We start from the raw sequence: 25,597 nt of genomic DNA on the forward strand, positions 1-25,597 counted from the left end.
GCCATGGAAGACCTGTCCGACATCTGGCCGCCGTTCGTCGCGACCCTGCCGCTCGCGCTGGGTCCGCCCGAAGCACTCACGTGGCCGGAGGGCATCGCCGCCCCGCGCCGCCAGCCCAGCCTGCTGCTCGTCGACGACGATCCCTTCATGCTCGGGATGCAGTCGCGCATGCTGCGCAGCATGGGCTACGAGATGATCGGCACCGCCTCGAACGCCCACGCCGCGCTGCAGTTGCTGAGCGAACGCCCGGCCTGCGTCGACGTGGTCGTCTGCGACCTCAACATGCCAGACGTCGACGGCATCGAGTTCCTGCGACGCCTCAGCGACGACGGCTTCTGCGGCAACATCATCCTGCTGAGCGGCGAGGGGCCCCGCATCATCCACGCCGTGCAGAAGCTCCTTGCCGGGCGCCGACTGCTGATCCTCGGTGCCCTGCAGAAGCCCGCGAATCGCACCGCGTTGCACGGCCTGCTGAGCCGCTGGCAGCCGTTGCCGCCCGACGCCGCGCCACCACCGGCCTACACGGCCACCGAACTGCGTGCGGCGCAGCGCGCCGAGCAATGGGTCCTGCATTACCAGCCCAAGGTCGACCTGCGCACCGGCGCGCTCGTCGGCGCCGAGGCCCTGGTGCGCTGGAATCACCCGGTACACGGACTGGTGTTCCCGGACAGATTCATCGGCCTGGCCGAGGACTGCGGCGTCATCGACGCGCTGACCGACTGGGTGCTGGCGGCCGCGCTCGCGCAGCTCGGGCTGTGGCACCAGGATGCGCTGCACATTCACATGGCCGTCAACGTGTCGATGGAGAACCTGCGCGCGCCGGACTTCGCGGGCAAGGTGGGCCGGCTGGTGCGACACAGCTGCCTGTCGCCGCAGGACCTGACGCTGGAGGTCACCGAGAGCCGCGTGATGGCACTGGCGTCGGCACCCCTCGAGACGCTGGTGCGCTTGCGCATGCAGCGGTTCGGGCTGTCGATCGACGACTTCGGCACCGGCCATTCGTCACTGGCGCAATTGCGCGATGTGCCGTTCACCGAGCTGAAGATCGATCGCGGCTTCGTGCACGGCGCGCGCGAGAACCTGCTGATTCGTCCGATGCTCGAAGGCAGCGTCGGCATTGCCCAGCGGCTCGGCCTGCAGACGGTGGCCGAAGGCGTCGAAACCGAAGACGACTGGAGCTTCCTGCGCGAGATCGGCTGCGATGTCGCGCAGGGCTACTTCATCGGCCGGCCGATGCCGGCCGAGCGGCTGCAGGACTGGCTGACGGACTGGGAGGCCAAGCGACCGAGGCTGATGGCGTGAAGCACGCGATGAGCACCGCCCAGGTGTTGGTGGCTTCGGACAGCGTCGATGACGCGCAGCAGATCGCGCGCCAGCTGGCGGCCGACTTCGCGAACGTCGAGCTGTCGACCGACGGCGACAGGTTCCTGCAGGATTTCGAGAAGAACCGCCCCGATGTCCTGGTGCTCGCCTTCGACCGCCTCGACAAGGCGCAGCGCTATTACCTCGGCTTGTATCGCCTGGGAGGTGCGCCGCAACTCCACCCGCATCGAACGATCATCCTGTGCAGCAAGGACGAGGTCCAGGCCGTCTTCGCACTGTGCAAGCAAGCGTACTTCGACGACTACGTGCTCTATTGGCCGCACAGCCACGACGGACCGCGCCTGGCGATGAGCGTGTGGAACGCCTGTCGCGCCGTGACCGCGGTTCGTGCGGACGTGCCGCGGCCGGCGGAGCTGTATGCACATGCGCGCCATGTGGGCGAGCTGGATCGGCTGATCGGCCGCGAAATCGGCGCGACCGAGCGGCTGGCAACCGCCGGGGCGGGTGGCGCGGCCGTCGATTCCTGGGCACGACGACTGAAGGGCGTCATCGAGCCGTCGCTGGCGGCGACGCGCATCCTGGTGGAGCAGATTGCGCGAATGCGGCCACTGGTCATGGTGGTGGAGGACGACGAATTTGCACGCACATTGGTCGACCGGGCGCTCGACCCCGGCGACTGGGAAACGGTCTTCGCAGTCGACAGCGCCGCCGCACTGACACAACTCCGGCGGCAACCGCCGGACGTGATCCTGATGGACATTCACCTGCCGGGTCTCGACGGGGTGGCATTCACGCAGCGGCTGAAGGCGTCGCCCGACCTGGCCCACATCCCCATCGTCATGATGACCGGGGACGCCAGCAAGGTGGCGTTGCTGAACAGCCTGGAGGCCGGCGCGGCTGCCTTCGTGGTCAAGCCCTTTACGCGACAGTCGCTCACCGGCAAGCTGCACGCGGTCTTGTCGTCCTAGCGCCTGGCGGCGGTTGGGATTCGCCGTGCGGTGCTTTCGGTTGGCCTTGACGACAGCGGGCTCAGAGCCGGCTCGGTCGCGTCGCCAGGTGGCCCGGCATCAGCACCTCGCCATTGGGGCCCCAATCGACCCGCGTGATGCCGGGCTCCAGCGCCTCGAGCCGGCGTCGTTCCAGTTCGCCGGGGCCCAGCGTGGCACAAGGGTCGAACTCCAGCGCAGCACGCAGATCGGCCAGCAAATGGGGTTCGCTCCATGGCTTCGGGATGTAGCGGAAGACCCCGGCACGATTCACGGCCGCCACCACGGTGCTGAACTCGGCAGCGGCGCTCAGCATCAAGCGCACGATCCGCGGGTCCAAGTCGCGGGCCCGGGCGAGCAGCGTCACGCCGTCCATGCGCGGCATGCGGTAGTCGCTGATCAGGACGTCGAAGCGCGCCTGCTGCAGGCGCTGCAGGGCGTGCAGCGGATCGACGCAGACTTCCACACCAAGTTGCTGCGGCTCGAAGTGCCGCTTCAGCAGGCGCCGCAGGGCGTGCAGCACTGGCAGCTCGTCATCGACGACCAGCAGGCGCTTCACCGTCCGGTCTCCGGGGACAACTGGACGGCCAGCATCAGCGCCAGGCCGTGCTTGCGCTCGAAGGCGCGGATGCGGCCGATCAGGTCGTCGTTCAGCCGCTGGCCGGCCGACAGCAGCAGCACGCCTTCGGCCGATACGAAATCCTGCGCCAGCGTCTGGCCGGCGCGCAGGTCCGCCGTGCGCAGCCGCAGCGTCGACACGGTCGGCTTGGGGGGTGCGGCCGAGAACAGGCTCGCGAAGGCGTCGACGACGGTCGGGTCGAACTGGCTGCCGCGCCCGGCGAGCACGGCGCGGCGGGCATCGAGCGGGCTCAACGCCTGGCCGTCGATCCGGCTGCTGCGCAGGTCCTCGAAGGCGTCGGCCACCGCGAGGATGCGCGCCCCGATCGGGATCGCCGCGCCGCGCAATCCATCCGGGAAACCTTGCCCGTCCCAGCGCTCGTGGTGGGCGCGGATCAGCGGCGCGACGCCCTGCATGTCGTCACTGGCCAGCAAGGCCTGCTCGCCGAGGATGGGGTGCAGCCGGTAGCGCTGCAGTTCGTCGCGGTCGAGCCGGTTCACGGGTCGCGCCAGCACCGCATCGCTGAGGCCGATGTGGCCGATGTCGTGCAGCAGCGCGGCGATCGGCAGATCGTGGACGACGCCGGGCTCCAACGTCATCGCCTGCGCAATGCGCCGGGTCAGGTCGGCGACCTGCCGCGCGTGTCCGACCTGGGCACTGCCGCGCAGCTCGATCAGGGCGGTGAAGGCCTTGATCGAGGTCAGGTAGTTGCGCCTGAGCCGGTCGTTGGCGCCTGCCAGCTCTTCGGTGCGCAGCGCGACCCGCGCCTCCAAGCCCGCATTCAGTGCCTTCAACTCGTCGTTCTGCTGTCTCGTCAGCCGCTCCAGCGCCTGCTTCTCCGCCTCGAGTTGCTGACCTTGCGCGACCTGGCGGAGCGTCAAGACCAGTTCGGCATCGTTCCAGGGTTTGACGATGTAGCGATGCAGCCGGCCGCGGTTGATGGCGGCGATCGTCGAGCCCAGTTCGGCCTGGCCGGTCAGCAACAGCCGCGCCGTGCGCGGCCAGCCCTGGCTGACGCGTTCGAGCAGCTGCACACCGTCCATGCCCGGCATGCGCATGTCCGACAGCACGGCATCGACGGGTTCCGTGGCGAGCATCGCCAGGGCCTCTTCGGCGTGTCCGGCGGTCAGGACGCGCCAGCCCGTGGCACGGAACAGCCGCCGCAGCGCGGCCAGGATGTTGGGCTCGTCATCGACGGCGAGCAGCGTCCAGGACGGGTTCGCGGCCGTCATGTCGCGACGCCTTCGACGGCCGGGCGTCGCACCGGCAGCGTGACGCGGAAGCAGGTGCCGTGGCCCGGTTCGCTGCGCACATCGATGCGGCCATGATGCTTCTGCACGATGCCATAGGCCAACGACAAGCCCAGGCCGGTGCCGCGACCGACCGGCTTGGTGGTGAAAAAGGGGTCGAAGATTCGCGCCATGTGTCCGGCCGGGATGCCACTGCCGTTGTCCTCCACCTCGACCCAGACCTGGTCCCCTGCAACGCCGCTGCGAACCACGATCAGCCCGCGCTGCGGGCCGATCGCATGCGCCGCGTTCACGAGCAGGTTCAGGAACACCTGGTTCAGCTCCGACGGGAGGCATTCGATGTCGGGCAGGGCGCCGTACTCGCGCTTCACGTCGGCGCGGTACTTGATCTCGTTCGCGACGATGTTCAGCGTCGAGTCGATGCCCTGATGCAGCGAGGCCCAGACCCACTCCTGGGCCGTGTCCACACGCGAGAAGTCCTTCAGGTCCTGCACGATCTTGCGCACGCGCGACAGGCCTTCCTTGGACTCGCCCATCAGCATCGGGATGTCCTGCTTCAGGTAGTCGAGTTCGACGCGGGTGCGAAGCGCCGCGAGTCGGGCCGCGATGGCGCTGTCGGCCAACGCCGCTTCGGCCTGCTCGTAGGCTTCGAGCATCTCGAACAGGCGCTCGAGATAGGCTTCCAGCGTGCCGAAGTTCGAGAACACGTAGCCGATCGGGTTGTTGATTTCATGCGCCACGCCGGCGGCGAGCTGGCCGATCGACGCCAGCCGTTCGGCTTGCAGCAACTGGGCCTGCGCGCTGCGCAGGCTTTGATTCAGCGCGCGAAGCTCGTCGTTCGCGCGCTGCAGCGAGATGAGTTCGGATTCGGTCATGGCCTTCAGTGAAAAAGCGCTTCGCACAGGGTCTGGAACTGCGCCTCGGTGTGGGCAAACAGCCGCATGCAGGCCGCATCGTCCAGGCAGCAGCTGGCCCAGACCGGCAGCACCAGCGTCGGCACCGCCTCGTCGGCGTCCCCGGCCAGCCCGAGCGCGTGGGCGATGGCATCGGCCACATGGGCGATGCCCGTCAGCGTGAGCCCGGCGTCGGCCGGCGGTGCGTGGTGTTCGCGGATGGCATCGACGATGGCCGGCGCGAAGTTCCACTGCCGTGCGATCAGCCCGCCGACCTCGGCGTGATCAATGCCCAGCACGGCGCGCTCGGCCTCGGAGGTGGGGCAGTCCTTGTCGCGCCGCCACCGCTCGGCCTCGGCGTAGGCCGGCGCAAACGCACTGGCCAGTGCCAGCCGGCCGATGTCGTGCAGCAGCCCGACCGTGAACGCCAGGTCGGCGTCGTCGCGCCGCAGCTCGCCGGCCAGCCCCTGCGCACACAGGGCACTGCCGATCGAATGGCGCCAGAAGGCGTCGTGGTCGAATCCCGCGTGGCGCCGAAAGCTGCCGGCCAGCCCGGCTGCGGTGACGACAGCGCGCACCGTGCGCAGGCCCAGCACGTCGATCGCCTCGGCCACCGAGCGCACCTGTCGGCCGCGCCCGTAAAACGAGGAGTTGGCCAGACGCAGCGTCTTGGCTGCAAGAGCCTGGTCGCGCGAGATCTTGGCCGCGTACTGCGCGCCGCTGAGCTCCTCGTGGCCGAGCGACTCGACCAGCTCGAGCACCACCGAAGGCAGCGCCGGAAGGTCGCGCAGTGCGGCGAGCAACTCTTCGCGGGCAATCGGCCGAAGGGCGGTCATGGTCATCGCGGCGCCTCCTGGCGATAGCGCTGCACGACGTGCAGCAGCGGGTGCACGCGTCCGTCGCGCAGGCTGTGGCGAAACAGGTGTGTCAGCGCCACCGGCACCACCGGCGGCTGGTCGGGAATGACCGGGGCGCTCACGTCGGGGCCCCGGCTTCCGGCAGCAGCACCAACAGACGGCCGCGGGCGTTGCCGTTCAAGCCCCGGCTCATGGCCCACCAGCGGCGCTGCGCCAGCGTGACGAGCATCGGATCGCCCTCCAGTGCCTGCCGCAGGGCCTGCGGCAGTTGCTCGGCGGCAGAGGTGCCCAGCAAGTCGGCACCCAGTCCGCACAGCGCCTGGGCGTGCGCGTTGGCGAACACCAGCAGGCCCTCGTCGTCGATGCCGAACACGGGCACCGGCACCGCATCCAGCAGTTCCTGCGCGGCCTCGCGGCTGCCGACCTCGCGCTTGTTCTGTTCGCGCTGTGCACTCAACAGCGACTGCAACCGCTCGTTCAGCCCGGCCAGTTCCCGGTTGGCGGTTTGCACCTCCTGGTCGAGGCGGCGATTCTGGTCCGCCATCTCTTTCAACGCGAAGGCCTCGCGCAGATGGGCCCGCAACTGCTCGTCGTCCCAGGGCTTGGCGAGGAACTTGTAGATCGCTCCCTCGTTGATCGCGTCGGTGATCGACTGCAGCTCCGTATAGCCGGAGAGCACCAGCCGGATCGTGTTCGGGTAGAGCTGCCTGGCCCGTCGCAGCAGTTCGACGCCCGTCATGCCCGGCATGCGCTGATCGGACAGGATCACGTCGACCTCGTGCCGTGCCATCAGCTGCAGCGCCTGCTCGGCGCTGGAGGCGCTGAGCACCAGCCAGCCCTCGACGCGCAGCAGCCGGCGCAGCGCGGCGACGATGTTCTCTTCGTCGTCGACCAGCAGCAACGTGCGCTGCCGCGAGCGCCGGCCGAGCAGTGCCGGATCGACCTGGCGGCCGTCGCGCAGCATCGTCTCGACCCCTGCCGCCGGCAGCGCCGCGCTGAACCAGTAGCCCTGCATCTGGTCGCACTGGTTGGCCACCAGCAGTGCGGCCTGGCCCTCGCTCTCGACGCCCTCGGCAAGCACTTTCATCCGCAGGCTGTGCGCCATCGTGATGATGGCGCGCGTGATCGAGACGTCTTCTGCCGGGGCGGTGACGTCGGGCACCAGCGAGCGGTCGATCTTGACCACGTCCACCGGCAGCCGGCGCAGGTAGCTCAGGCTGGAGTAGCCGGTACCGAAGTCGTCGAGCGAGACCTCGACGCCGAGCGCACGCAACGCCTGCAGGTGCTGCACCGCCTGATCGAAATTGGCGATCAGCATGCTTTCGGTGACCTCCACACCGAACAGGTGCGGGTCGAGGCCGGACGCCGCGAGCAGGGCTTCGATGCGGCGCGCCAGGTCGGGCTGCAACAGCTGGCGCGCCGACAGGTTGACTGCCATGCGCAGCGGCGGCAGCCCGGCCCGCTGCCATGCGGCCGCCTGCTCGACCGCGCGGCGGAGCACCCAGTCGCCGATGGGGACGATCAGGTCGGTCGCTTCGGCGATCGGGATGAAGCGATCCGGCGCGATGCGGCCCAGCGTCGGGTGCTGCCAGCGCAGCAGGGCCTCGACGCCGACGACGCGGCCGTGCATGAGCTCGATTTGCGGCTGGTAGTGGAGATCGAACTGCTCGTCGCGCAACGCGTGGCGCAGCGCGGTCTCCAGGGCGAGCCGTTCGGGGTCGTCGTCGTGCGGCGCGCCGGCATAGACGCTGACCTGGTTGCGGCCGAGCAGCTTGGCTTGGTGCAGCGCGGCGTTGGCGCGGCGCAGCAGGGTATCGGAGTTGTCGCCATCGGTGGGTGCCGTGGCGATGCCGATGCTGCAGGTGACGTGGATCTCGTGCCCCTCGATCGACATCGGCCGGGCGATGTCCTCGCGCAGCGACTGCGCCGTGTCCAGCACTGACCCGGACGGGGAGGGCATCACGATCACGAACTCGTCGCCCCCGCGCCGCGCCACCAGATCGGCGCTGCGCACGGTGGCGGCGATGCGCCGGGCCGCTTCGCGCAGGACCTCGTCGCCAATCTGCGAGCCGAGGCCGTCGTTGATGCGCTTGAAGCGATCGAGTTCCAGCACCAGCACCGCGGTCTCGGTGCGGGTCTGCAAGGTCGCGGCCAGGCGCTCGAACAGCAGCTGACGGTTCGGCAGCCCGGTCAGCTCGTCGAACTGCAGCAACTGGCGAATGCGGCGTTCGGCGGCGCGACGATCGCGCAGGTCGTCGATGCAGACATGGGCAAAGGACGTTCCGTCGCTGGTCACCAGACTGACGGAAACATCGACCGGTATCTCATGGCCTTCGCGATGGCGCACGTTGGTCTCGAAACGCAGCGAGCGACCTTCGCACAACTCGCGCCAGCGCTGCGGCCACTGGGTCGCGTCGACGTGGGTGTCGATGTCGGGCACCCGCAGCCGCAGCAATTGCTCGCGCTCCAGGCCCAGCAGCCGGCAGGCCGCTGCGTTGGCGTCGCGAAAGGCGCCGTCCGGCCCGACTTGCAGCAGCGCATCGTTGGCCTGTTCGACGGCATGGCGGGTCAGCAACAGCTGCTGCTGTGCCTGCTCGCGTTCGGTCACGTCGCGTGCAGACGGGATCAGCCAGGCTACCCGGCCGTCTGCGCCATAGAGCGGCAGCAGCGAGAAGTCCATCGACAACATCGCCCCACTGCTCGTGGCGACGCGTACGTCGAAGCGCGGAGCACCGCCGCGCAAGGCGCTCGCCAGCGCCTGCTGAAGCCGCCGCTGCGACAGCTCGCAGTTCTGCCACCAGGGCGTGGTCTCGAAGCGCTGGCCGATCACCTGATCCAGCGTGCTGCCGATGGCCTGCAGCGCCGCCTGGTTGGCGTAGCGCAGCACACCGTCGGTGTCGAGCAGGCCGGCGAAAATGGAAGGTCCCAGCCGGTCCAGAAGCCCATGCAGGGCGGTTTCGGCGTCTGGCGGCACGGGCCCGTTTGCCGCCAGCATCAACTCGGCGTGGCCGGTGCGGCAGGAGCGGGAAGGTTGGGGGTTCGACATGCCCGCAGTCTGCCGGGCAGCCTGCGCTGGCGGCATGAGCAGTTGCGGGCCCGACCGACCGGATCAGATCGACGCCAGCCGCTCGAGCGCGATGTCAGCAGGCGAGGGCTCCGATGGCGCAGCGGCGGGAATCCCGACATCCAGGTCGAACCAGAACAGGTTGCCCTTCCCCTGCCGGCTCGCGACCAGAATCTCGCTGCCCATGAGGCGTGCCAGGCGCCGGCTGATCACCAGGCCGAGACCCGTGCCCAGGGCGCGTTGCTGCGCGTTGCCGACCTGCTCGAAGCGGCGGAACAGGCGTGCCAGTTGCTGCTCGCTCATGGCCGCACCGGTGTCCTCGATTTCCCTGCGCAGCCTGGACGGCGACTGGAACCGCGCGCGCAGCGTGACCTGGCCGCAGCGAGTGAACTTGAGGGCGTTGTCGAGCAGGTTGATCAGCACCTGGCGCAGGCGCGTCTGGTCGGCCCGAATCGATGGCGGCCATTCGGCCGGCAGGTCGCAGATGAACTCGAGATCCGCTTTCTGTTCGGTGCGCACGCGGATCATCGCGTTGATCATCTGGAAGAACCGGTCCGGCTCGAAGTCGACGTGCAGGACGTCCAAGCGCCCGGCTTCGATCTTGGTCAGATCGAGCAGATCGGTGACCAACGTGAGGGTGCGACGCAACTCGTCGTTCCGTTGCCGGATGTGCTGTGCCGCGGTACGGCGCTCGCGCAGGTCGTCGACGCAGACGTGGGCGAAGGTCTCCTCGTCACTCGTCACCATGCTGACGGAGACATCGACCGGAATCTCATGGCCTCTCGATGGCGAACCCTGGTCTCGAAACGCAGGGAACCGCGTTCGCACATCTCGCGCCAGCGCTGTGGCCACTGCGTCCCGTCGATCCGGGTGTCGATGTCCGGCACGCCCAGCCGCAGCAGCTGCTCGCGCTCCAGCCCCAGCAGCCGGCAGCCCGCTGCGTTGGCGTCGCGAAAGGCACCGTCGGGACCGACCTGGAACAGCGCGTCGCTGGCCTGTTCGACAGCGTGGCGGGTCAGCCGCAACTGGCGTTGCGCCTGCTCCCGCTCGCTCACGTCGAACGACAGGCCAGGCGCCCATCGGGCCCGTGGAGCGGCAGCAGCGAAAAGTCCATCGTCAGCGTGTCGCCGCCGCCTGCGGCGATGCGCACGTCGAAGCGCGAGGCCTGGCCGCGCGCCGCGCTTGCCAGCGCCACCTGCAGCCGCCGCTGCGACAGCTCGCAGGCTTGCCGGGGTGGGTTTTGGCTGCCCGCAGTCTGCCGGGCAGCCTGCGCCGGCGGCGTGAGCAGTTGCAGGCCGGGGCGATCAGATCAGATCGACGGCTGCGCAGCGGTGTCCGAGCGCGGTGCGTCGTCGACCAGCCGGGCCAGGGTGCGCATGGCGCGCTCCAGCGTCTCGTCCCAGGGCTGGCCGCAGGTCAGCCGGATGTGGTGCCGGAACTCCGCGCGGGCCGAGAACATCGGCCCGGGGGCCAGGCTGATGCGTTGGGCCAGCGCGGCGCGGTGCAACGCCATCGCGTCGACCCCGGCGGGCAGCTCGACCCAGACGAAGTAACCGCCGGCCGGCCGCACTACTTTCGTCCCGTCCGGAAAGTTCCGGTTCACCGCGTCGAACAGGCTGTCGCGCTGCGCCTGAAGCGACAGGCGCAAGCTGCGCAGGTGGCGGTCGTAGCCGCCTTCCTGCAAGTACTCGGCGATCGCCGCCTGCACCGGAATCGACCCGGACAGGCTCGTCATCAGCTTCAGCCGTTCGACCTCGCGCGCCAGTCGTCCGGGCGCGGCCCAGCCGACGCGGTAGCCCGGCGCCAGGCACTTCGAGAACGACGAGCAGTGCATGACCAGACCGCGGCGGTCGTAGGCCTTGGCGGGCAGCGGGGCCACCTGACCTTCGTAGAGCTCGGCATAGACGTCGTCTTCGATCAGCGGCAGGTCGTGGCGCGCGAGCAGTTCGACCAGGTCGCGCTTCTTGGTCTCGGGCATCAGGCTGCCGAGCGGGTTCTGGAACGTCGTCATCAGCCAGCAGGCCTTCGGGCGATAGAGCTCGATGACCTGCGCAAGACGCCCGAGATCGATGCCCTCGCGCACATGGGTCGGTACTTCGATCGCGCGAAGGCCCAAGCGCTGCAGCGCCTGCAGCGCCACGTAGAAGGTCGGCGACTCGACCACCACCGCATCCCCCGGTCTCGCCACCGCGTTCAGGCACAGGTTCAGCGCTTCCATCGCGCCGTGCGTCAGCACGATCTCGTCGGTGGGCACGGCCAGGCCCTGACGCAGATAGCGCTTCGCGATCTCACGCTTGAGGCGCAGGTTGCCCGGCGGCAGGTCCTCGACCATGTTCCAGGGTTCGAGCCGTCGTGTACTCGACACCAGCGCGCGGCGCAGTCGATCGAGAAGAAACAGCGTGGGGCTCGGGAATGCGGAGCCGAAGGGCACGATGTCGCGAGCGCGCGCGGCACCGAGACACGCGTAGATGAGGTCGTTGACCTCGACGGGCCGTGATCCGGACTGCGGCGCCGTGGTTTGCGGCTCGGCCAGCAGGACGCCGCCGGGGCGGGCAGCGACGAAGTAGCCTGACCTGGGCGCCGCGCGGACCAGGCCACGGGACTCGAGCAGGTAATAGGCCTGGAACACCGTACTGGCGCTGACGCCTCGACTCGAACGCGCCTGGCGCACGGAGGGCAGGCGATCCCCGGGTCGCAGCACCCCCGCAGCGATCTGTTGCTCGAGTTCTCGAGCCAGCAGTTCGTATCTCGCGACGGAGGCGGCGGTAGGAGGAGCAGGCATGGTGGGGGCACCGCGCTTCAGTCCATCCGCTGGCAGCGTAGGGGAGCGTTGTCGAAGTCTACAGGTTGAGCGTTCCGATGCAAGCAGGCTTTGGCATGGGCCGCTCCTGCCGGCGCTTCGACGCACCGCGCGATCACCGAGGGCAGGATCAGCATCGTGAGCGCGCGACCACGCGACCGATCCCTCGACGGCGCGGTGGCATCGCAGGCCAGGCCTCGTGCGCGATCGACAACCTCGAGTGGGAGCGTGCACGCCTAAGCGCGCGCGGCGCTGGCGACGGCCATCGGGCCCCGACATCCGGTCCAATCCCAAGAACACGCGCTACATCGAGAACGTTCAAAAAGCCGGCGGGCACCATCTGGGGCTGACCAACGACGTGATGGACGTCTCCAAGATCGAGGCCGGCATCATCCAGCTCGATTGGACTCGGCTCACGACCAAGGCCGCGACGCCGCAGCGGTCGAGGTGTTGGAGTCATCGCTTTCGGTGGCGGAGCGTCGTCGTTGTATCCATAAGTAGCGGCAACGTTCTGGGGATGTCACCGCCTCATTGAGGTCGCTACATTGCCGCAGTTCACTCGGGTCGAAGTCATTCACCGGAGTCGCTATGCCGCTCGATTCGTCAGCGCTGCCGCTGCTGCTTGCAGGGCCGATCCTGCGAAGGGTCGAAGTCGATCTGGTGTCGGTGTGGATCGCCACGTCGCGTCCCTGCGACGTGTCGATGCTGCTGTTCGACGGCGCCGACATCTCCGCCACCCACAGCGCCGATGATTCTCGCGCCGGATGGGTGTCGGACGTTCAGCCGGCGCTGCAGGTCGGCGCGAACCTGTATGTGTTGACCGTCGTGCTCGACCTGCGCACTCCTGGCGGCAATGCGGTGCGCACCCATGGCGCAACGTTGGAGGCGAACCGCGTCTTCTCATACGACCTGCGCATTTTCGATCGACAGAACCCGAGCGTCGCGCAGTCGCTGCTGTCCCTGGGTATGCTTGATGGGCCGGTGCCGCTGGGATACGACCCGGACGAACTGCCGTCCTTCAAGACCTGCCCCGCGGACTTGGGGCAGCTCGTGCTTGTGCACGGGTCGTGCCGCCAGTTGTTCGCGGTGCCGCCCGTTGAAGACGACCCCGCGCTCGATGAGGCGCCCTTCGAACCACCCGGTGGATGGCCAGGCAGGCGTCCCACCCCCGAGGAGCCGGCGTACGCGCGCAATCCCGACGAAGACGCTTTCCCCGAAGACGAATACCCGCAACTGCCCAAGCGCGATGGCTTGTTGTGGGTGGACACGCTGGTGGAGTCGCTCGGCCCTTCGCGAATAGCCGAACGGCCACACCAACTGTTCCTCACCGGCGACCAGATCTATGCCGACCAGCCGCCGGCCGCCGTGCTGCCTGCCATCAACGTGCTTGGCAGGCTGCTCTTCGGCGAAGAGGATCTCGGCGCCGATGCCGCCGGCACGCAGTTCCGGCGAGCGACGCTCAAGAACTTTCCACCGGCATTCCGCGCTGACCTGGTGCGCCGCAGCGCGGGCTTCACCACGTCTTCGGGCGAATCGCACCTGCTGTCTTTCGGCGAATTCGTCGCGTACTACTTGCTGACATGGTCACCGTCGCTGTGGAGTCTTGATCTTTGGCCGCGCATGCGCGACTTCGATCCTGAGGGCAGCTTCGTCTCCGAGGATCAGGCACAGACGCTGTTCGACCGGACGCAGGTCGAGATGCCCGAGGACTGGCGCGTTCGTTTCCTCTTCGAAGACGACCGGGCCAGTGGCGCATTCAGCCCGTCCTACGAGACCCTGTTGGCGCAGCTCCCGGTGGCCGATTCGCCGCCGCGGGAGGCGAGCCCCGACGAGCACGCCGCGTGGTACTTCGAACAACAGCGCAACTGGGCAGCCGATCGGTACTGGTCGCCTCAACTCTTCGAGTGGTGGTCGCGGCGCTTTCGAAACGGGTTGGGTCGCGTGCGCCGTGCGCTGGCCAACGTACCCACCTACATGGTGGCGGACGATCACGACATCTCCGACGACTGGAATTTCAGTCGCCAGTGGCGAGAGCAGGTATTCACGCGTCCGCTTGGCGTGGACATCGTTCGCAACGGCATGCTGGCCATCTCGGTCATGCAGTCGTGGGGCAACGATCCCCGCCGCTGGGCCGGCGGTCCGGAGCGCGAACTGCTCGAGAGCATCAAGGGATACGGCGCGGCCATGGCGGCGGCCGCAGCGGACGGCCAGACGCTGCCGCGAACGCAACTGGACCGCATGCATGAGCTGCTGGGCCTGCCGCGCACGGCGGTGAACAGCGGCCTGCCTCGGTTCCGGCCACTTCTCGAGTATTCATTCCAGGTGGAAGGCCCACGCCATCGCGTGCTGGCGATCGACGGCCGAACCAAGCGGCGATTTCCGACCCGCACCGCCATTGCTGGCGGCATCGATTTCGAGGGACCCAGCGGGACACTTGCAGACGAGCTGCCGACAGGCCTCCCAGGGGAGGGCGCGGCAGGGCTGTTCGGTGATTCGCCGATGGCCGCGGCATTGCCACCGCCCCCGCCCGGAGACACCAAGCTCACCGTTGTCGTCACCGGCGTACCCGTCATAGGCCCGGAAGGCATGGAGCAGGTGCTGGTGCCGTTCCAACGCTTCGCGCGCTTGCTTGGCGACGTCGATGCCGAGTCGTGGGCCTACGAGCCCGCCACGTACGAGGCGCTGCTGGCGGCGCTTTCGCGCTACAGGTCGGTGGTCATCTTGTCCGGCGATGTGCACGTCGGTTGGAGCGCCGCGCTCGACTACTGGAGTCGGCCCGACAACGAGACGGTCAGCACCGCGCGCATCGTTCAGCTCGTCTCCAGCGGCCTCACCAAGGACTGGGGGGACCTCGCTTCGCCATTGCGCAACCATGCGCTTGCGCTCGACGTCTTCGAGGCCGCGACGACCCTTGCGTCCACGCACGCCGAGCGCGTGGGCTGGGGCAGGCCGCTGCGCACCTTGCCCGTGCCAGTGCCCCTGTTCGAGTCGCTGATCACCAACGCCGAGCACGCGCACCCCTTCTATCGCGCGCGGCTGAAGATGCAGGCACCCGTGGTGCCGACACACGGTTGGCCCGAGGGCGCCGCCGAAACGCGTGAACCGAACTGGGCCTGGCGCGCGGTGATGGCACGTGACGACCGCGAGGAGGCGACATCTCCGCCGAGCGTCCAGCGTCGCTGGACGCCCGTCACCCTGCCGAGCAACCCCATCGACCCCTCCGTCGTCGGCTGGCATGCGAGCGCCGCGCGCCGGATGGCCTACGGGCGCGTGTTTGCGGTCAACACCAACGTCGGCATCGTCACCTTCGAACCGGAAGGGGACGGCTTCGGCGTGCGCCATGTGTTGGCCGGCGAGCTTCCCGCGCTGGCCGACACGGGCAATGTGCCGTTGGGGCTTCAGCCCTACATCGTGCACCGCTTCACGCTGTCCCCGCTCATGCCCGAGAGTTGGAACGCGGTGCGGCCGAAGGTCACCGCCGATGGCGGCTGGGGTGTAGACCGCACGGACCCGGCCCTGTTAGCGCTGCTCGAAGTGCTGCCCCAATGGTGGTCGGCCGCCGCCGGTTTCGCCGGTGCCGTATGGAACGACGTTCCGCCGGTGTTGGACGACATCGCGCGCGAGGCTTTTCTCAGCGACGCGGCCGATCGCGTCAGCGGCTCCATGCGCCGCCGAGTCTTGCGCGACCTCGGTCCGTTTGCCCTGCTGACGGATGCGCAGCTCGATGCCGTCGACGCCGCAGCAGTCACGGCACTCGCGCCCGCGGTCGGTCCGCTCCGAGTTGACCGCGAGGCGCGTGCATTGGTGCGCCCCGATCTCGAGCGCCTGCTGGCCTTCCACCAGTCTCTGGCCGACCCGGCCACGCTCGTCGACGACGTGTTGTTGCTGGGCTGCTCCCAGTGGGTCAACGAGCGGGCTCGGCTCATCACCGTGCTTTGCGGTGTGCTGGTCACCTTCCGCAGTCCCGTCACGAAGCACGTGCCATTGGTTGCAGGCCTTCTCGCCGGTTTGTGGGACTTATGGCGCAACCGCACGCGCGCGGAGATATTCACCGATCAGGCGCCACCGCTGTTGGTCGCCGGCCTGCTGGCTGTGATTCCGCGCTCCTTCACGTTCGTCCTCAGGCTCTTGCAGGAACTCATCGTCAACATCATTCAGGATCGGCAACCGCGGCCGGGCGGTGGTCCTCCCATCTTCACGCCCGAGCTGGCGCTCACCGCTCTAGGCGTACCGCTGGGGCTGAAGTTGCCGCGCCGCTTCACCCTGGTTTCGGGCTGGGAGCCTCGCGCTGCGCCGACAGCACCCGGCACCCGCAACGGGGTGCGCACGCCCGACGTGCTGGCTCGCCAGACTTTGAGCCTGATGGTCCATCCCGAAGGAACCCAGCGCTATGTGGTGCCGGCGCGGAAGGTGTCGGCAACACTGCGGCCCCCACCGGCTCCCGGGGAGGCACCGCCATCGTCCGAGGATCCGAACCTCACCGACGACGATGCGCCGGGCAGCCTGGTGATTGGCTGGGATGGCGACTTTGAATGGGAGAAGCCGATCGGTTCGGGCTTCACGGCCCGCCTCGAGCTGGGTGGGCGCGCGACACACGAGTTTGCGTGGAGCGGTCTGCCGGTGCCGCAGGGGCGGCTTGGCGGGGCCTCGATGCGCACGACGCTGCTCCGACCCATTCGCACCAGGCTTGGCGCACTCGGGCTGGAACTGAAGATCACGCCGGCGCTGAGCCTGGCGATCGGCGTCAGCGGGGGTCCGGACGAGGGTTCGATCGAGCCCGCACTCGTGTTGCGCTTGGCGCTCAATGACCGCGAAGACCGGGTCACCATCGTCCCGGACGACGCATTCCTGGTGCAACTGTTGCCTACCGACGGACTGGCCCTGCCGTTCGATGCTGCACTGGAGTGGAGCAACGACAAGGGCTGGCGCTTGACTGGCGTGGCGCAGGCCGCGAACACGACGTTGGTCAACCCGCCGGCAGTGGCGCCGAGCGAAGAGCCTGCGCATGACCCGGCGTCCGATCTCGACGATCCGCCGCCGCGCTCTGCGCTGGGACCCGTGGCAGAGGTCGTCACGCCGATGAATCTGCGCCTAGGCCTGTTGTCGTTGACCGAGCGGCGGGTCGAAGTCACCACCTCCGCTGACGACACCGGTATCGCGCTGAATCTGTCGGCGGCTGCTTCGATAACCCTGCGTCTGGGCCCGGTGGCGCTTGCCGTGTCAGGGCTCGGCGTCACGGGCCGGTTCGCGCTGCTGAACACGTTCGACGACGACGACCGGCTCACCGATTTCTCCGTCGGGCTGCGCATGCCCACTGGCCTTGTCGCGTCGATCGACACCGCGGCCGTGACGGGTGGTGGCTTCATCGAGCGCGTGGAAGGGCCGGGGGGTGCCGTCACATGGCGAGGCGCGCTGGACCTGCGGGTGGGAGAACGCGTCGAGCTCACCGGCTTTGGCATCGTCGAGACTGGAGGCGGCCGGCACTGGTCGCTGCTCGCACTGCTCATCGCGCGCTTCTCGCCAGCGATCAAACTGTCCGCGGGCCTGCAACTGGTGGCACTCGGCGGGCTGATCGGGCTGCATCGCGGAATGCAAGTCGATGCGTTGCGGGATGCAGCCACCGGCACGCAGGGACAGCTCGACTCCTTCATGTTTCCGGACCGGCCCGAGCAGCGTTTCCTCGAGCTGATGCCCCAAATCGACCGGTTCTTCCCTTCGGCGCCGGGGCACCAGGTGATCGGCCTGATGGCTTTGATCGAGTGGGGCTCGACATCGCAAAGCGGTGGCGCCGCCGCCTCGTTCACCAAGTTCGCCGAATTCAGATTGGCGCTGCTCGCTGACCTGGAGTCGCTGCAGTTCGGACTGTATGGCACGGCTCGGTTCGGCTTGCCAAGCCTGGATCATCCGCATGCTCTGCGCCTGAGTTCCGCAGCAGAGCTGCTGGTCGATGTCCGGGGTGGCTACGTGCGAGGCTCGCTCACGCTGCTGGACGCCTACTTGTTCGAGCGCGTGCATTTGACAGGTGGTGTGGCGCTGCTCTGGAAGTGGAGCGACCCGGGAGCGAAGGTGTACACGGTAGGCGGCTTCCATCCTGCCTATCGACCGTTCATCCCCGGGCAAATTCGCGAGCCGCCTCGTCTGGGAGCGCAATGGAAGCCGCACAGCCTGTTGGACATGAGTGTCCAGCTGTACTTCGCGATCACGGATACCAGCCTGCAGTTCGGCTTCGCCGCGCACCTGCAGGCGGGAGCCAGCTGGGGCGGGATTCGTGCGGACACGGAGTTCAATTTCCTGGTCATGACGGAGCCGGACTTCCGATTCGATACCGATCTGTCGATGCGCGTCACCGCGTTCCTGTTCGGCGCCGATCTGATCAGCGCCTCGTTCAGCGGCTCGGTCAGCGGACCGGGTCCTTGGAAGTTCGAAGGCTCGGTCTACTGGGAGGTCTGCGGGGTCAGCATCTCGAAGGATTTGGGTCCGATCGAGTGGGGCGACGATTCGCGCACTTCCACGGTCGTTCAGGAGGCGCGTCAGCTGATCGGAGACGCACTGAGCGACGCGGCCAATTGGACGATCCGGCGCGCGCCGGTGATGGCGGTTCGGCTGCGCCCTGGGCTGGATGGTGTGATCGACCCACGCGACCGGATCGACGTTCGACAGTCCAGGCTGCCCCTGGGCGTCGCCATCGACAGGAATGACGCCAATGATCTCAGCGATGCCGGCGTCTGGACCCTGGTGCCGGCCGCCGGTCTTCGGAAGGAGACCGACCTCACCGACGTCTTTCCCACGCGTCGCTATCTGCGGCGCCCGCCGAAGGAAACGCCATTCCGCAGCGGCCTCCTGTGCGGCGCACGATTGGCCGGTACGCCCTGGACCTTTACCGCGTCTGCCGCTGTGGCGAGCGACGAAGAGGCGACCGAAGACCTGGTGCTTGACAGTCTGCCCGTGCGCCCGCGGCGCGTGCGGCTGCCGGTGCTGGTGGCGATCGGCGACGCCGTGTTGGTGGCTTCCCCGTCACGCGCGCCGTCGCGGCGATGGTCGCGGCATGCCATCGGCCTGGAGGCGGTAGCGTGAAGCTGTTCTTCCTGCCCTTCGTGCGAGAAGGCTTCATGCCGACCGCTGCCGCAGGTGCACGCAGCAGCGTGCACCTGGACGTTCAACTCACTGCAGCCGGCCACGCATCGCGGGACGTTGGCAAGCACATGCCGCTGCTTGGCCCCGGCGACGTGCTCGGTGTCGATCCGCGCCAAGTGCTGCGCGTCACGCCGACGGCGAGCACGCACGACGCCGAGACCGAGTTCTTTCCCGCCATCGAGTTCGACGCACCGGATCTGCCGTGGCTGTACAGCCCCGTGCTTCCCGAGGGCCGGCGCGTGCCGCCATGGTTGGTACTGGTCGTCGTCGAGGCAAGCGGGAGCGTCAACGTGCTGGCCGGTGCGCAGGGACAAAGCAGATGGAAGTTGCAGCTGCCCGCCGAGGTTGCGGCGCGCGAGTTGCCCGACCTTGGCGACTCATGGGCGTGGGCGCATGCGCAGGTGGCATGCGGCACGCAGGGGGAGATCGCCGGGACGCTTGTGCAGAGCCCGGACCGGGCGCTGTCCCGTCTGCTCTCACCACGTCGCTTGCTGCCCCTCACTGCGTATCACGCTTGTGTCGTGCCGGCCTATCTGACGGGCCGGATTGCCGGCCTGGGTGGAGACCCCGCAGCGGATGCCGCTGTGGTCACCGGCCATGAGCCGGCATGGTCGGAAACGGATTTGCCCACCGAGTTGCCTGTGTACTGGACATGGAGCTTCCGCACCGGAGAGGCTGGCGACTTCGAATCGCTGGCCCAGCGACTGCGCGCCACGCCGCTCGACGCTGCGATTCCTCCGATGCCGCTGCACCTTGCGCCGCCTGTCGGCACTGGTTCCCTGGAAGTCGATTGGCGAGCACCTCTGCGGGTGCCTCGTGCAGCCGCGCTGCGCGACCCGCGGCCTGCCGAGGCCGTCAGCGCCTTGACCGATGCCCTGCAGCCCGACAGCGACACGCGGCCGGTGCTGGGCCCCGCTTTTTTCGGTGAGCCATGGACCCCGGACAAGCCGCTTGCTCCGATGGAGGACTGGCGCGTGGAACTCAATCTGACGCCCATGTGGCGCGCCGCCGCAGGCTTGGGCGCCGAAGCGGTGCGCAACGAGCAAGACGCGCTGGTTGCCGCAGCGTCAGAGCAACTCGAAGCGTTCCGCGCGCAACAGCGCGAGGGACGGCGGCGCCAGCTCATGGACAGTTGCATGGGGCGCGTCGCGCAACGCCTGCAGCGCGCGCCAGCGTCAGAGTCAGCGCGCGTGTTCGCGCCACTGGCGGTGTTGACTCAGCAAGCGGCGTCGAACGTGGGCGCGTTTACCGTCGCCGGTCGCCGCATCGATCGCAAGTCCTGGCAAACCGTCAGGCAGCCCGGTCGCGTACCGACGACTGGCCTGCACGGCAACCTCCCCGACTTGGCGCTCGCACCGACGGCCGCACCATTGCCCAGCGGGGGCGTACTGCGCTTCATTGACGCCGTCCGCTACCGGCCAGCCGTGGTACGCGTTCCAGTTACTGCACCGCCGGCGCCGCCGGTCCCGACGCCACCGCAGACGATACCTGCCGGCGCATTTTCGCCGCGCTTCGCAAGGCCCATGAGCGAGCCGCTTGCAGAGCGAAACCCGGAATTGATGTTGCCGAATGCGGGAGCGATCGGCCCGGACAGCGCCTTGCTCGTCGAAGGCGACAACGCCTTCGTCGAGGCGTACCTGGTCGGCGCGAATCAGGAACTGCAGCATGAACTGCTGTGGCGTGGCCTGCCTGCCGATCCCGAGGCCACGGCCTTCCGCCGGTTCTGGCCTCGCACCGGCGGGGGGGACGACATCGGGGACATCGCCGAGTGGGCCGCAGGCAGCCGCATGGGGGAGCATGTGATCAGTGGCGCCTCGATGATTCTGCTGGTGCGCAGTGAACTCGTGCGCCGCTACCCCTCGTTGCTGGTGGCGCTCATACCCGCCCAATGGAAGAGCGGAGGGCGCCTGCCGCTGAGCGACGCCGCGCAGGTCAAGCTGCCGATGTTCCGCGCCCGCATTGGGGCCGACATGTTGTATGCAGGTTTCGAGGGCGTGTCGCTGGTGGATGCCATCGGAACGACTGCGCCGCCAGGCGACCCAGGCTGGTTCTTCATGTTGAGCGAGAACCCAGGGGATGCTCGCTTCGGACTCGACCCGCCTGGCAACACGGCGCCACCCACTCGGAGCAGCCTGAGCTGGAGCCACCTCGCGGTGCCGCCAACCGCCCGCTATGCCGTCGCCGGCGCCTTTCCTGCGGTGCCGGACGCAGACTTCACGCCGGCCAATGCGACGGCAGCGGCGATGGCAGGCCTGGTGCGGCAACGTCCCTTCCGTGCGTTCCTGCATTCGTCGCTGCTGGTGCGGCTGCCGGAATCGCCATGAACCGCACGCGACTCGATTCATCCATTGGCGCCTTGTCCGCGGCGCAGATGGCCTACGACGCCGCCTTGCGCCGCCATGCGGAAGCGACACGCGCCGCGCTCGCAACCGGAGGCGATGCTGCGGCGTCAACGGCGCTGCGCCGTGCGGATGCGGAGCTGGCAACGGCGCGCACATCCCTCTCCCGGGCGCGTGTCGACCTGGATCTGGTGCGTGCTTCTGAGTTGGCAACGCTCGAATCGGCAGATAGCCTGCTCGGCTTCATTCGGGGCAGTGAAGTGCTCGGCTTGTTTCCGGTAGGCATGGAAGCCAGACTTGAGCCTGGCAGGCTGCGGGTTCGCGTCTGGCCGGATGCGATCTCGACGGCAACGCATGATCCTCGCCTCACGGAAGCTGAACTCGCCGCGTCGAAGGGTTACTGGCGCGCCGTGGCGTTGGCCGGCGGCGAGTCGAATGCTGTCGCCGCGTGGCGCGAGTTTGCCGACAGCATTGGCGTGACCCGGGCCGCCTGGGCGGCGCAAGTTCTGACGCCCCTGAATGAAGTTGCGATCGGTCCATCCGTGGAGCCGGAGTTCCCGATCGTGGCGATGCACGACGACGCGGCCCCCTTTGTGCCCCGTGCGGCGGTATTGCCCGATCGCTGGATCGCGATCGGGTTGCGCGACGGTGCTCGCGTGTTCGCGCAGGTCGGAGCCTCGATTCCCCTGGACCTCGCGGTCGGTCTCGACACCACGCCGTCCGAAGGCGCGGGGTTGAACAACAGCGAAGGCGAACCCATCCAGTTGCCGCCACGGATGCGGTGGATGACCGACTTCACGCTCGCGGTCCAGGCGGGCATGGCCTTCGACATCACCCTGGCGCCGGACGTCGATCGCCTGGACGAACTCTTCGTCGTTGGGGTGCGAGTGACGCAAACGCCGGCCCAAAACAGCGTCGCGCTCGAGCAGTTGTTCGCCGACCACCGTTTCGGTCGTGGGCTCGCCTTCGTGGCTCAGGACACGCCTACGAACAACAGCGCCGCAGGCGGTTCGGGCATGCCGTCGCGCACCGAGCGCATCGACACCGCGTTCGCTCTGGAGCGACGGCCCCGCGTCTATACCCACGACCTGGCCGCGAACGGGTTGACCGCTGCACGGGCTTTCGGCATCGGTGCCGACGCGTTCGCGCGGGTGGCGTCCTCCGGTGCGACCGCGCTGGACCTCGAGCCCGCTGGATTTGAGCAAGAAGCCGCCCACGCGATGCAGACGCTGCTGTGGCCAGTGACTGTTGGCGCGACGCTGGAAGACTTCCTGCTCCTGCCATCTTCCCGCGCAGATGCCGTGCGAGACCACTTCTGCGGCCAGCTGCGCGCAGCCGGACCGGTGAGCGCCATCAGAGTCGGACGACAACCGTATGGCGTACTGCCGGTCACCACCATCGACGGCTTCGTCCCGCGGCCCGGTGAGGCGTTCGATCCGCGCCTGCTGCCGTTGTTGCGCGCAGCGCGCACCTGGTTCGCGATGCGAAGGCAAAGCCAGGTTTTCGAGGGGTCCAGCGAATCGGCTCTGCGCCAGCTCGGCCGCTCGGTGCATCTCTTCGCGGAAACCACCCAGCAGGTAGCGGGGAATACCGTGGCGAATCGGTGGCAGACGCTTGCACGTTCGCTTGCAGTCTCGTCGCGGAACTCGATCAAGGATGACTGGCGCAACACCCGCATCATTGGCACGGTGGACGGCGTGCCGGTTCCGGTTCAGCGGGTCGTCGTCGATGACACCACAGCCACTGAACTCGGCGCGTTGGCCACGGCATCCGCGCTCGCGCTGCTGCAGGCGACGCCGCCCGCTTCGCTGTTGGCCCGCATCGCTCGCCACGCGACGCTGCTGGAGTGGAGCCGGTTCGCCCGCACCGCAATCGAATCCGCGGTCGACATCGCCTCGCGTCGCGACCTCGCCGCAAAGGCACAGCGGGACGGCAGCGAAATCTACATCCGGGTACTCGTCGACGCATTTCGGCGCCGGCCCCCGGTCAGTCCGACGGGTCCGCTGGGGCCCTTGCACGACTTGGGAACGACCCGTGCGCCCACTTCGGCGCCCTCTGAAGTGACCCGGCGGCGCATCGGTGACACGTCGGGACCACCAGAGACGCCCGAGCCGCCAGTGCACGACCCACATCCCCACCCGCCGCCACCGCCGGTAGGTGACCCGGCGATCAGCCCGGCGGAGAGAGACAAGATCCGTGCGTTGGTCGGAGACATCGCTGAGCCGCTGCCGTCATGCCCAGGCGCAGCGCGACTGGCGTCGTTTCGCGCCGCGCTTCTGCAGCTGTCGCATTTTCCAGGTGTCGGACTGGAAGCGGAGTTCTTTCGTGCACTGGACCTCTGCAACCATCGCCTGGATGCCTGGTTCACGTCGCTTGCGACACGGCGTCTTGACACGCTGCGCACAGCTTCACCGACCGGCCTCGTCCTCGGCGGGTGGGGGTGCCTGCAAGATATCCGGCGCGCTGATTCGCAGCAGTTGGCGCAGCGCGCCGAATTCATCCACGCGCCGTCTCTCGACCAGGCCGCCGCTGCGGCAGTCCTGCGCAGCGGTGCCCTGCGTGCGCAAAATGCCGGAAGCAGCCACGCTGACATTGACCTGTCGTCGCGCCGCGTGCGATTGGCGCGCTGGATACTCGAAGGCATCCGCAACGGCCGCTCGATGTCTGAGCTTCTGGGCACTCGTTTTGAACGCGCCCTCAAGGGCACACCGGCAGAAGTGCAGCTCGCCCAGCTGCGCACGCGTTTCCCGGGCTTCGCCGGCAAGGGGGTCCTGGATGGCCTGCGCCTGCAAGCCGAATTGACGACAACGGACCCCCATGTCGCTGGTGCCGCGGCGGAAATGGATGCCAGCGTGGACGCGGTTGCCGACGCGCTCACCGCCGAAGCCGTCTACCAATTGGTGCGCGGCAACCCCGGCGGGGCGCTGGTGAACCTCGAGGCGCTGGCTGGCGGCGCACCACCACCGGAATTGCGTGTGACAGAGACGCCACGCTCCGGCATCCAACTCACGCATCGCGTCGTGCTCGCGCTGCCGCAAGGGTCGGTCGCACCCGGATGGCGCGCCGCGACCACTCCCCGGGCGGCTGCAGAGCCGCTGCTCGACGCATGGTGCGGGCTGGTACTCGGGCCGGCCACAGACATCGTCCTGTCCGTCGAAGGTGAGGGCGGTCTTGCGCAGACAGTGAATTTGTCGACCTTGCCGCTCTGTGCCATCGACGTGGTATTCGCCGGTCGTGGCGATGCCGGCGAATTGATGCAACACGTGTTGCGTGGAGCGGCGGCGCAGACCGGTGAGCTCGTCGGCGCACACGTGCGCATCGACACCGCTTGGCGCGACCTGACAGGTCAATGCGACGCCATCTTGCGAATGCTGACTCACGCGCAGCCACTGCGGCCCGAGGCCTTCGACCCGCCGACAGAACTGGGGGCCATCATCGTGGAGGACTTCGGTAACCTGCCGACACGCGTCGCGCAGACGGTCGCTGCGATCACATCCTTGCGCGACGACCTGCAGGGCGATCCGGTCGGCGCTGCGATCCGTGCTTCAGCCTTTGGCATCCATGTTCCCGGATTGGTTCTCGGTGCCGCGCCAACAGACGAACAGCAGCAGGCGTTGCTCGCCACGATCGAGTCTCGCCTGGCCGGGAGCGGGACGCCGCGCGAGCGCCTGCGCTCCTTGTTCGGCGGCGAGCTGCCAGGCATCTCGACATTCATGCCCCCTGGCAACGATGCGTTGGCAACAGCTCTAACGGCGCCGACCAGTCTGCTCGACGGCGACACGCTCTCGCCATCCGCCTGGCTTGACGCGGCCGGTCGCGTGCACCCCAAGGCTGCAGCGCTTGCCGAGGTGCTGCTGCGCCAGGACATCGTGCGCGGGGTGTCGGGGTCGCTTCTCATCGCTCAGGCCCCCAGGCAGAACGGCGACCGTTGGATTGGCACCGGTTTCACGAACTCAACGGGCGGCGCGCCCGCTGGCCGCATGTCGGTACTGATTCACGCGCCGGTCGGCCTGGCCGCCGGCGAACGGTTGGGTGGCCTCCTCATTGATGCCTGGACCGAGTCCATCCCGTCCCCGACACGCGACACAGCCATGGCGCTGCGCTTCAACAACGCAGGAACGCGCGCGCCTCAGACGGTGCTGTTGGCCGTTCACCCCGATCCTTCGCACGCCTGGACGACCGACACGTTGGTGGAGATCCTTCAGCAGACATTGATGCTGGCGCGGTTGCGCGTTCAGCCTTCGAACACGCTGAGTACAGGCGGCCTCATGCCGTCGGCATGGCTGGGTCAACGACCCGGCAACAGCGGCGTGTCGTTCGAGCTTTGACGAG

15 protein-coding genes are annotated in these 25,597 nt (G+C 68.3%); 5 read left to right on the forward strand and 10 right to left on the reverse strand.

Annotation, left to right across the window (positions count from 1 at the left end; genetic code table 11):
* The first annotated feature begins 3 nt into the window (after positions 1 to 3).
* On the forward strand, positions 4 to 1,302 hold the full coding sequence (locus tag ACWH49_RS22730; protein ID WP_448173512.1) for an EAL domain-containing response regulator: 1,299 nt from the start codon (positions 4 to 6) through the stop codon (positions 1,300 to 1,302).
* An 8-nt stretch (positions 1,303 to 1,310) separates the two neighbouring features.
* Complete coding sequence (locus ACWH49_RS22735) at positions 1,311 to 2,291, forward strand: response regulator (protein ID WP_448173513.1); 981 nt, start codon at positions 1,311 to 1,313, stop codon at positions 2,289 to 2,291.
* A gap of 61 nt (positions 2,292 to 2,352) precedes the next feature.
* Here the strand turns inward: ACWH49_RS22735 and ACWH49_RS22740 are convergent, their stop codons facing one another.
* The 10 genes from ACWH49_RS22740 to ACWH49_RS22785 form a co-directional block, all read right to left on the reverse strand.
* Positions 2,353 to 2,868, reverse strand: a complete 516-nt coding sequence (locus tag ACWH49_RS22740; protein ID WP_448173514.1) for a response regulator — start codon at positions 2,866 to 2,868, stop codon at positions 2,353 to 2,355.
* Complete coding sequence (locus ACWH49_RS22745) at positions 2,865 to 4,160, reverse strand: HD domain-containing phosphohydrolase (RefSeq protein ID WP_448173515.1); 1,296 nt, start codon at positions 4,158 to 4,160, stop codon at positions 2,865 to 2,867. Before ACWH49_RS22745 ends, ACWH49_RS22740 begins: the two co-directional genes overlap by 4 nt.
* The gene (locus ACWH49_RS22750) at positions 4,157 to 5,053 is read right to left on the reverse strand and encodes an ATP-binding protein (protein ID WP_448173516.1); all 897 of its coding nucleotides are present in this window, start codon (positions 5,051 to 5,053) and stop codon (positions 4,157 to 4,159) included. The genes ACWH49_RS22745 and ACWH49_RS22750 overlap by 4 nt, the downstream gene beginning before the upstream one ends.
* A 5-nt stretch (positions 5,054 to 5,058) precedes the next feature.
* Positions 5,059 to 5,913, reverse strand: a complete 855-nt coding sequence (locus ACWH49_RS22755; RefSeq protein WP_448173517.1) for an HDOD domain-containing protein — start codon at positions 5,911 to 5,913, stop codon at positions 5,059 to 5,061.
* Positions 5,910 to 6,050: a hypothetical protein gene (locus tag ACWH49_RS22760; protein ID WP_448173518.1), complete on the reverse strand. Its 141-nt coding sequence runs from the start codon at positions 6,048 to 6,050 to the stop codon at positions 5,910 to 5,912. The genes ACWH49_RS22755 and ACWH49_RS22760 overlap by 4 nt, the downstream gene beginning before the upstream one ends.
* On the reverse strand, positions 6,047 to 8,974 hold the full coding sequence (locus tag ACWH49_RS22765; RefSeq protein WP_448173519.1) for an EAL domain-containing protein: 2,928 nt from the start codon (positions 8,972 to 8,974) through the stop codon (positions 6,047 to 6,049). Before ACWH49_RS22765 ends, ACWH49_RS22760 begins: the two co-directional genes overlap by 4 nt.
* A gap of 63 nt (positions 8,975 to 9,037) precedes the next feature.
* Positions 9,038 to 9,622, reverse strand: coding sequence for a sensor histidine kinase (locus ACWH49_RS22770; RefSeq protein WP_448173520.1), 585 nt, complete (start codon positions 9,620 to 9,622; stop codon positions 9,038 to 9,040).
* A 110-nt stretch (positions 9,623 to 9,732) separates the two neighbouring features.
* The gene (locus ACWH49_RS22775; RefSeq protein ID WP_448173521.1) at positions 9,733 to 10,047 is read right to left on the reverse strand and encodes a PAS domain-containing protein; all 315 of its coding nucleotides are present in this window, start codon (positions 10,045 to 10,047) and stop codon (positions 9,733 to 9,735) included.
* A complete protein-coding gene (locus ACWH49_RS22780) occupies positions 10,044 to 10,187 on the reverse strand; it encodes a hypothetical protein (RefSeq protein ID WP_448173522.1) in 144 nt (47 codons plus the stop codon). Before ACWH49_RS22780 ends, ACWH49_RS22775 begins: the two co-directional genes overlap by 4 nt.
* 114 nt (positions 10,188 to 10,301) lie before the next feature.
* Positions 10,302 to 11,774 (reverse strand): aminotransferase-like domain-containing protein, encoded by a 1,473-nt coding sequence (locus tag ACWH49_RS22785; protein WP_448173523.1) that lies wholly within the window; start codon positions 11,772 to 11,774, stop codon positions 10,302 to 10,304.
* Between the two features lie 606 nt (positions 11,775 to 12,380).
* Here ACWH49_RS22785 and ACWH49_RS22790 point away from each other — a divergent pair.
* Genes ACWH49_RS22790 through ACWH49_RS22800 form a run of 3 tightly spaced genes read left to right on the forward strand, consistent with a single transcriptional unit; the run spans position 12,381 to position 25,593 of the window.
* On the forward strand, positions 12,381 to 18,866 hold the full coding sequence (locus ACWH49_RS22790; protein ID WP_448173524.1) for a DUF6603 domain-containing protein: 6,486 nt from the start codon (positions 12,381 to 12,383) through the stop codon (positions 18,864 to 18,866).
* The gene (locus ACWH49_RS22795; RefSeq protein ID WP_448173525.1) at positions 18,863 to 21,250 is read left to right on the forward strand and encodes a hypothetical protein; all 2,388 of its coding nucleotides are present in this window, start codon (positions 18,863 to 18,865) and stop codon (positions 21,248 to 21,250) included. The genes ACWH49_RS22790 and ACWH49_RS22795 overlap by 4 nt, the downstream gene beginning before the upstream one ends.
* Positions 21,247 to 25,593: a hypothetical protein gene (locus ACWH49_RS22800; RefSeq protein WP_448173526.1), complete on the forward strand. Its 4,347-nt coding sequence runs from the start codon at positions 21,247 to 21,249 to the stop codon at positions 25,591 to 25,593. The genes ACWH49_RS22795 and ACWH49_RS22800 overlap by 4 nt, the downstream gene beginning before the upstream one ends.
* Positions 25,594 to 25,597: the final 4 nt, after the last annotated feature.

The sequence above is a fragment of the Rhizobacter fulvus genome (assembly GCF_964020785.1).